This window comes from Lachnoclostridium sp. MSJ-17 (assembly GCF_018918205.1).
Classification (GTDB): Bacteria; Bacillota; Clostridia; order Oscillospirales; family Acutalibacteraceae; genus Ruminococcoides.
The window spans coordinates 21,819-28,724 of sequence record NZ_JAHLQB010000088.1 but is presented as its reverse complement, the minus strand read 5'-3'; the positions used below and the strand labels follow the sequence as shown (position 1 = coordinate 28,724).

6 protein-coding genes are annotated in these 6,906 nt (G+C 49.9%); 5 read left to right on the top strand and 1 reads right to left on the bottom strand.

What is annotated here, in order from left to right:
- The first annotated feature begins 145 nt into the window (after positions 1 to 145).
- Both KQI64_RS07810 and KQI64_RS07805 read left to right on the top strand, forming a co-directional pair.
- Positions 146 to 1,405, top strand: a complete 1,260-nt coding sequence (locus KQI64_RS07810; RefSeq protein ID WP_216524148.1) for a cation:proton antiporter — start codon at positions 146 to 148, stop codon at positions 1,403 to 1,405.
- A gap of 86 nt (positions 1,406 to 1,491) precedes the next feature.
- Complete coding sequence (locus tag KQI64_RS07805; RefSeq protein ID WP_216524147.1) at positions 1,492 to 2,124, top strand: sugar O-acetyltransferase; 633 nt, start codon at positions 1,492 to 1,494, stop codon at positions 2,122 to 2,124.
- Here KQI64_RS07805 and KQI64_RS07800 read toward each other — a convergent pair whose 3' ends face one another.
- The gene (locus KQI64_RS07800) at positions 2,125 to 2,913 is read right to left on the bottom strand and encodes an alpha/beta hydrolase (protein ID WP_216524146.1); all 789 of its coding nucleotides are present in this window, start codon (positions 2,911 to 2,913) and stop codon (positions 2,125 to 2,127) included.
- A 181-nt stretch (positions 2,914 to 3,094) separates the two neighbouring features.
- Between KQI64_RS07800 and KQI64_RS07795 the strand changes: the two genes are divergently transcribed.
- The 3 genes from KQI64_RS07795 (at position 3,095) to KQI64_RS07785 (ending at position 6,850) form a co-directional block, all read left to right on the top strand.
- On the top strand, positions 3,095 to 4,018 hold the full coding sequence (locus KQI64_RS07795; RefSeq protein ID WP_216524145.1) for a diacylglycerol/lipid kinase family protein: 924 nt from the start codon (positions 3,095 to 3,097) through the stop codon (positions 4,016 to 4,018).
- A gap of 60 nt (positions 4,019 to 4,078) precedes the next feature.
- Positions 4,079 to 4,537 carry a DUF4358 domain-containing protein gene (locus KQI64_RS07790; RefSeq protein WP_216524144.1) on the top strand — a complete coding sequence of 153 codons (459 nt, stop codon included), beginning with the start codon at positions 4,079 to 4,081 and terminating at the stop codon, positions 4,535 to 4,537.
- Between the two features lie 96 nt (positions 4,538 to 4,633).
- Complete coding sequence (locus tag KQI64_RS07785; RefSeq protein WP_253289234.1) at positions 4,634 to 6,850, top strand: ATP-dependent helicase; 2,217 nt, start codon at positions 4,634 to 4,636, stop codon at positions 6,848 to 6,850.
- The last annotated feature ends 56 nt before the right edge of the window (positions 6,851 to 6,906 follow it).

Here is a 6,906-nt window from a genome sequence, read left to right as displayed (position 1 = left end):
GCCTCTGGAGAGCATAGCGTATGACCAATTTGTACTTCTTTCATCTGCATGCCGGCTATTCGATATTTCAAAATTTCTTTTGTGCAGGTATACAATTTTTTATCGTTCTGAATAGTTACCAAAAAATATTTTGGGAAGGGTCAATATGAATCTCTATCTTTTCGTCGCAATTATTGCGCTGGTGTGTCTGCTCGGATTTTTCAACGAAAAGGTCACAAAGCTTACATACGAGATATCACTGATGCTGTTTTCGATTGCAGTCGGCGCGCTGCTGCTTTTGGGCGCGGTGGTTTTTAACGGAACCGACGCGGGCACCGTGTTGAAGCAAACGCAGCTTGTCAATATCGAACGCTTTCTGCTTGAGGGCGTGCTGTGCTTCATGCTTTTCGCGGGCTCCTGTCATATGAAGCTGTCCGATTTCAAGGCGCAGGCACGTCAGGTCACGGTGCTCGCCTTTGTATGCACTCTCCTCGGAGCGGTCTTTTACGGAGCGCTTTTCTTCGGCGCGTCAGTTTTGCTTGGGCTGAACATCTCGCTTCCTGTTTGCCTGATGTTCGGCAGCATTATCGCGCCTACCGACCCGATTGCTGCGACGAGTATTCTCAGCAAATTCGGTTTGCCGAAAAATATCTCGTTTCTGATTCAGGGAGAATCGCTTTTTAACGACGGAGTCGGCGTCGCGCTGTTCGTCTGTTTTTCGGGTATGGCGACGGCAACTTCTTCGGGTGGATTTTTCGCGGTTATGCTCAAAGAGATCCTCGGCGCGGTATTGGTCGGCGCTGCAGCGACCGGACTGTGCTTCCTGATGTTCCGCTTCACCAAAAACAAAACTCTCGGGATTTTTATCAGCCTGCTTTCGGTATCGCTTTCCTACGCGGTTTGTGAAGCCTGCGGATTTTCGGGCGCGATCGCTTCCGTCGTCTGCGGAATAATGTTCTCGGCGCTGCGTTCACGTTTTTCAAATGAAGAAAATGATGACGCCGAAGCCTTTGACTCCTTCTGGGAAACGCTTGATTCGCTGTTCAACTCCATTTTATATGTCATGCTGGGCATATCATTTGTGCGGATCCTGCAAATGGAGCACGTTATTCTCTTGTCGCTAGTCGCAATCGCGGCAAATCTTATCGCCAGAGCCGGAAGCCTTTCGCTGTCCTCGCTCGTCATGGGCAGGATCCCGGACGGCTACGACAGACTGAACTTTATCAAGCTGCTGACATGGGGCGGACTGCGCGGCGGCTTGTCTGTAGCCCTTGCAATGAGCACAAAGGAAATGCTCCCGGAGAACATCTATTACATCATTCTCGGCGGCACCTACGCGGTAGTCTTTTTCACCACGGTTATCCAGGGGCTGACTATGAAGCCTGTGTATAACAGAATCAACCGTTCCGTTGCAAAACGGACGTGATTGATAGAACGCAAGGGCATTTTGGCAGGCAGTTGCATTTATAGAAGAATCATCAAACCAAGAAACGCTCAGGATCGGAGGACACAATGGATCATATCGAACGCAGAGATAAGGATATGGCATATATATCAGACAGCGCGGTTATGAATCAGCAGGCAGAAAGCCGCAAAATTTTGCAGTATCTGAACTGTATGGACAGGTCGGATTACCCCGGGATAATGAAGGTTTTGAAGGCGCTGTTCGGAAAATCGGATCACGCGTTTGTCAACCCTCCGTTTTACTGCGATTACGGCTTTAACATTGAAATCGGCAAAAACTTCTTTGCCAACTACAACTGCACTATCATCGATGTGGCAAAGGTTACTATCGGCGACAACTGTCTGTTTGCGCCCAATGTGTCGATTTACACAGCGGGACACCCCGTTCATCCCGATACGCGCAATTCCCGCTACGAGTACGGCAAGCCCGTCACGATCGGAGACAATGTCTGGATCGGCGGAAATGCGGTCGTTCTTCCCGGAGTTACGATCGGTTCAAACTGTGTTATCGGCGCGGGAAGCGTTGTTACCCGCGACGTTCCGCCGTGGAGCATTGCGGCAGGAAATCCGTGCAGAGTTATCAGAGAAATAACCGAAGCCGACAGAAAAAAGCTGTTCAAAGATGAAGAAATCGACGCTGAGGCTTGGGAGGATATCGTTTCCCGCGGCTTCGGCGGTTAGTCAAAATTCACTGCGGCGCTCAAGGAAGGTGTGGAGAAAATCTCCGAAAACCGGTTCCCACGCGGATTCGTGGTGCTTTTCTTCGAACAGAACCACTTCGTTGAGCTTGTCAAACGGATAGCACTCCGTAAGTATATCGTAGGTCTGCTCGACGCTTTCAAAAATATTCATCTCAAGCTCGTCGCCGGCGCCTGTGTAGATATAGAGATACGGCAGAACTTCACCGAGCCTTGAATATATCCATTTTCTCATATCCCCGGCGGAATAAAGCAGAAAGGCGGGAGAGAGAACGCCAGCCGCGCAGAACAAGTCCGGGTGGCTCAGCGCCGTGAAGAACGCCTGCAGTCCGCCCGAGGAGCTTCCGCAGAAAGCGGTGTCCTCTCTTTTGCGGCTTACCGGAAATTGCTTTTCCACGGCGGGCATCACGGTATTGACGACGAATTCATCAAATATCTCGCCCTGCGGAGTCGTGAGGTCGGGAAGCTTTTCCGGGCAGATTATCTCTCCGATGCTTCCGGGAGTCAGCTCGCTGTCGCGAAGGTTTGAATCATTGAAAATTCCCGCGATCACCGCCTTTTTGCCGCTGTTTCCAAGCTCTGCTCTGACCGTTTCGGGAACGTGCCAGCAGCCCCAGACGGCAAGTTTTTCGTCAAACAGATTTTGTCCGTCTGTCATGTAAATAACGGGCAGGGTTTCATTTTCCTCATGTTCGGGCACATATACGCGAACATGACGGTCACCGTGACCGGGATAGGGAAGAAATAAATCGGTAAATTTTTCCTGTATCATAGCGCATCCTCCATTGATAAAAATATTTTGACTATTACAATTATTATCGCATATATGTATTGTTTTTTCAATAATAGGATAAAATAAAAAAGATTGAAATAATACTGTGATTATGATATTATCTAATTACGGAAACGAAGGTATATTATTCCGATAAAGAAAAATAATCCGGAGTCTGAGCATGAAAGCCATTCTGATTGTAAATCCCGTTTCGGGACGGACGATGATAACCGAATACATCGATGACATTTTGTCAATATTAAAGAAAAAACGCATCGAAACGACGACTTTGATGACTAAGCGGAAAGATGACGCGATGTATTTCGCGCGCGAGTACGGAGAGAATGTCGATCTCATTGTCTGCTGCGGCGGCGACGGTACGCTCGGCGAGGTCGTGAACGGAGTGGTGCCGCTCGTAAACCGCCCCGCTATAGGCTATATACCGACCGGTACGACCAACGACTTTTCAAAGAACATGGGACTCAGCTCCGATATCCTCATGTCAATAATCGACCTGAGTCACGGAGTCGTGCAGGAGCTCGACGTCGGCAGCTTCAACGGAAAGTATTTTATCTATGTCGCATCCTTCGGACTTTTCGCGGAGAGCTCATACGCAACTCCGCGCAATTTAAAGCAGCGTTTCGGTCATCTTGCTTATGTGATCACGGGCACGAAGGAGCTTGTCAACCTCAGATCCTACCATGTCAGGCTGACTGACAGCGACGGCAATACCTACGAGGACGACTATATCTACGGCTCGGTCAGCAACTCGACCTCAATCGGAGGTCTGCTGCACTTTGACGGAGACGTCGTCGATCTGCAGGACGGATTGCACGAGGTGGTGCTGATCCGCAGACCGAAGAATATTTTTGAATTCAACGATATTGTCCGCGCCGTACTCAGCGGCAAATATGATTCCGGTCTGATCACTGTTTTCAGCACGCCCAAGGTGACCTTTGAAAGCAAAGAGAAGATAGACTGGTCTCTCGACGGCGAGCACGAGCGAACGGATAAGCCGGTCACAATTGAGAATGTACCCCGCGCGATACGGCTTGTATTTCCGAAATCCGTTGACATTAGTCACAAAAAATCGGAAAGTTATTGACAACTCAAAAAAATATACTATAATATAATGGTACATTATTGTAAAAGGAGAAAAACGTATATGAAAAGAATTATTGCATTTGTAATTGCCGCGATTATGTGCGTGTCCGTATTTGCGGGCTGCGGTGGCGGCGGTTCCGACCTTAACAAGGTCATGTCCGACATCAACAGCACCTACAGCCTGAACCTCAAGACACTTGAGAGCAAGGATGACCTCTCAAAGTACTATTCCATCAAGCCCGAGAGCGTAAAGCAGTTTGCCGCGGAGATCGATTCCAACAACAACGCTCCCGTTGAGATCATCATGGTAGAGGCTACCGATGCGGACGCAGCAGCAGAGGTCGAGAAGGCTCTTGCTACGCGTTACAACTCAATCGTGAGCCAGTATGCTTCCTACACTCCCGAAAAGCTCGATATGGTCAAGAACTGCAAGGTTACAAAGGACGGCAATTTCGTCAGCCTTATCGTTGCGGACAACGCTGCCGAGATTCTCCAGAAGTATCAGGACAGCATTAAATAATAAAACACAGGGGCGGCTTGTCCGCCCTTTCTTTTATCACTTTACAAGGACGAAGTCAGAATAATGCAAAATGATTTAAAGCAGCAGTTTTCTTTTATGAATCAGATGCAGCAGCAGGCGGTTTTCACCACGGAAGGGCCTCTGCTTATACTCGCGGGAGCGGGCTCCGGCAAGACCACGGTTCTCGTCAACCGCATTTCCTACATATTGCAGTCGGGGCTCTGCAAGCCGTGGAATATCCTCGCCATCACCTTTACCAACAAGGCGGCGGGCGAGCTAAAGGAGCGTATCTGCAACACGGTTCCCGAGGGCGGCGCGGATATCTGGGCGGCGACATTTCACTCGACATGCGCGCGCATTCTCAGACTTTACGGAGACAGGCTCGGTTATTCGAGCCACTTCACGGTATACGCGACCGACGACCAGAAGCGTCTTGTCAAGGATGTTATGAAGCAGCTGCAGATCGACGAGAAGCAGCTGCCCGTGAGAAGCGTGCTCTCGGAGATCTCAAAGGCTAAGGATAAAATGCTTACGCCTCAGCAGATGCTCAAGGACGCGGAATATGACAGCCGTAAGGTTTTTGTAGCAAAAATCTACGAAATCTACCAGACCAGACTAAAAACGGCTGACGCAATGGATTTTGACGACCTTCTCTGCAAGGCTGTCGAGCTGTTCGAGCAGGAGCCTGAGGTTCTGGGATATTACCAGAACAAGTTCAAGTATATAATGGTTGACGAGTATCAGGATACCAACAAGGTGCAGTACCGGTTCGTGTCGATGCTTGCAAAGAAGTACGGAAACATCTGTGTAGTCGGCGACGACGACCAGAGTATTTACAAGTTCCGCGGCGCGACTATAGAGAACATTCTCTCGTTTGAAAATACATTCAGCGGAGCGAAGGTTATCAGGCTTGAGCAGAACTACCGCAGCACACAGAATATCCTCAACGCCGCGAACGGAGTTATTTCGAACAACACCATACGCAAGGGAAAGACTCTATGGACTGACAATCCCAAGGGCGACAAAATCGTCATTCACACCTGCGACAGCGAACGCGACGAGGCGGATTTTATCGCCAAGACGATCATGGACGGCGTTGCCGACGGAAGAAAGTATTCCGATTACGCGATTCTTTACCGCACAAACGCCCAGTCAAACGCCATTGAGCAGCTGCTTTCGCGCAGCGGCATTCCTCACCGCATCATAGGCGGTCACCGCTTTTACGACCGCGAGGAAATCCGCGATATGGTAGCCTATCTTCAGGTCATCAACAACCCTCACGACGATATCCGTCTCAGCCGTATTATCAACGTACCCAAGCGCTCGATCGGCGCGAGAACCGTAGCGGTTGCAGCTGAGATCGCCGCGGGACTCGGCGAGAGCATATATTCCGTAATAAAGGACGCTGACGCCTATCCTCAGCTCTCTCGCGCGGCTTCAAAGCTCAAAGAATTTGTCAGGCTTATCGACGGTCTGATCGAGGCGGAGAGCAGCGGCGATTATTCTCTTGCGGAATTATACAATCTTATTATCGAGCATACGGGTTACGAGAATTATCTCCGTACCGAAAAGGAAAATGCCGACGTCCGCATTGAGAACATCGAGGAGCTGTCCTCAAATATCATCAAATTTGAGGAGGATTACGGCGACGAAGCCGATCTGTCAAACTTCCTCGAGGAAATCTCGCTCATGACCGATATCGATAACTACGACGCCGAAGCCGACACCTGCGTTATGATGACGCTCCACAGCGCAAAGGGTCTTGAGTTCCCGGTAGTATTCATCACGGGAATGGAGGACGGTTTGTTCCCGTCAAACGCGTCAATCGGCAATCCCGAGGAAATCAACGAGGAGCGCAGGCTCGCGTATGTCGGCATCACGCGCGCCAAGGAAAAGCTCTATCTTACAAAGACAAAGTACAGAATGCTTTTCGGTTCCACTACATATAACAAGGAATCCCGCTTTTTGGGTGAGATCCCGTCCGGACTTGTCGAGCGCACGGGCGAGGAAAGACTCAGAACATCGTCGGCATATTCTTATTCATCCGCCGGCGCAGGAGGAAAAATCAGCGTCGGAGCGGGGAAGAGCGCAAAGCCTATGGCGGGAGTGCCGAGAGCCGGCGCGTATCAGCCGCCTGCCGCAAAATCAGGCGTGACCTACAAGGTCGGCGATGTTGTCCTTCACAAGCTGTTCGGAAAGGGAATGATAATGACAGCCGAGAAGATGGGCAACGACACTCTGCTCGAAATTGCCTTTGACAAGGCGGGCACAAAAAAGCTGATGGCTAATTTCTGTAAGATGGAAAAAATATAGGCACCACCGCACAATTCGCGGCGTACGCCTTGCTTGAATATTATTCCGCCAGACTG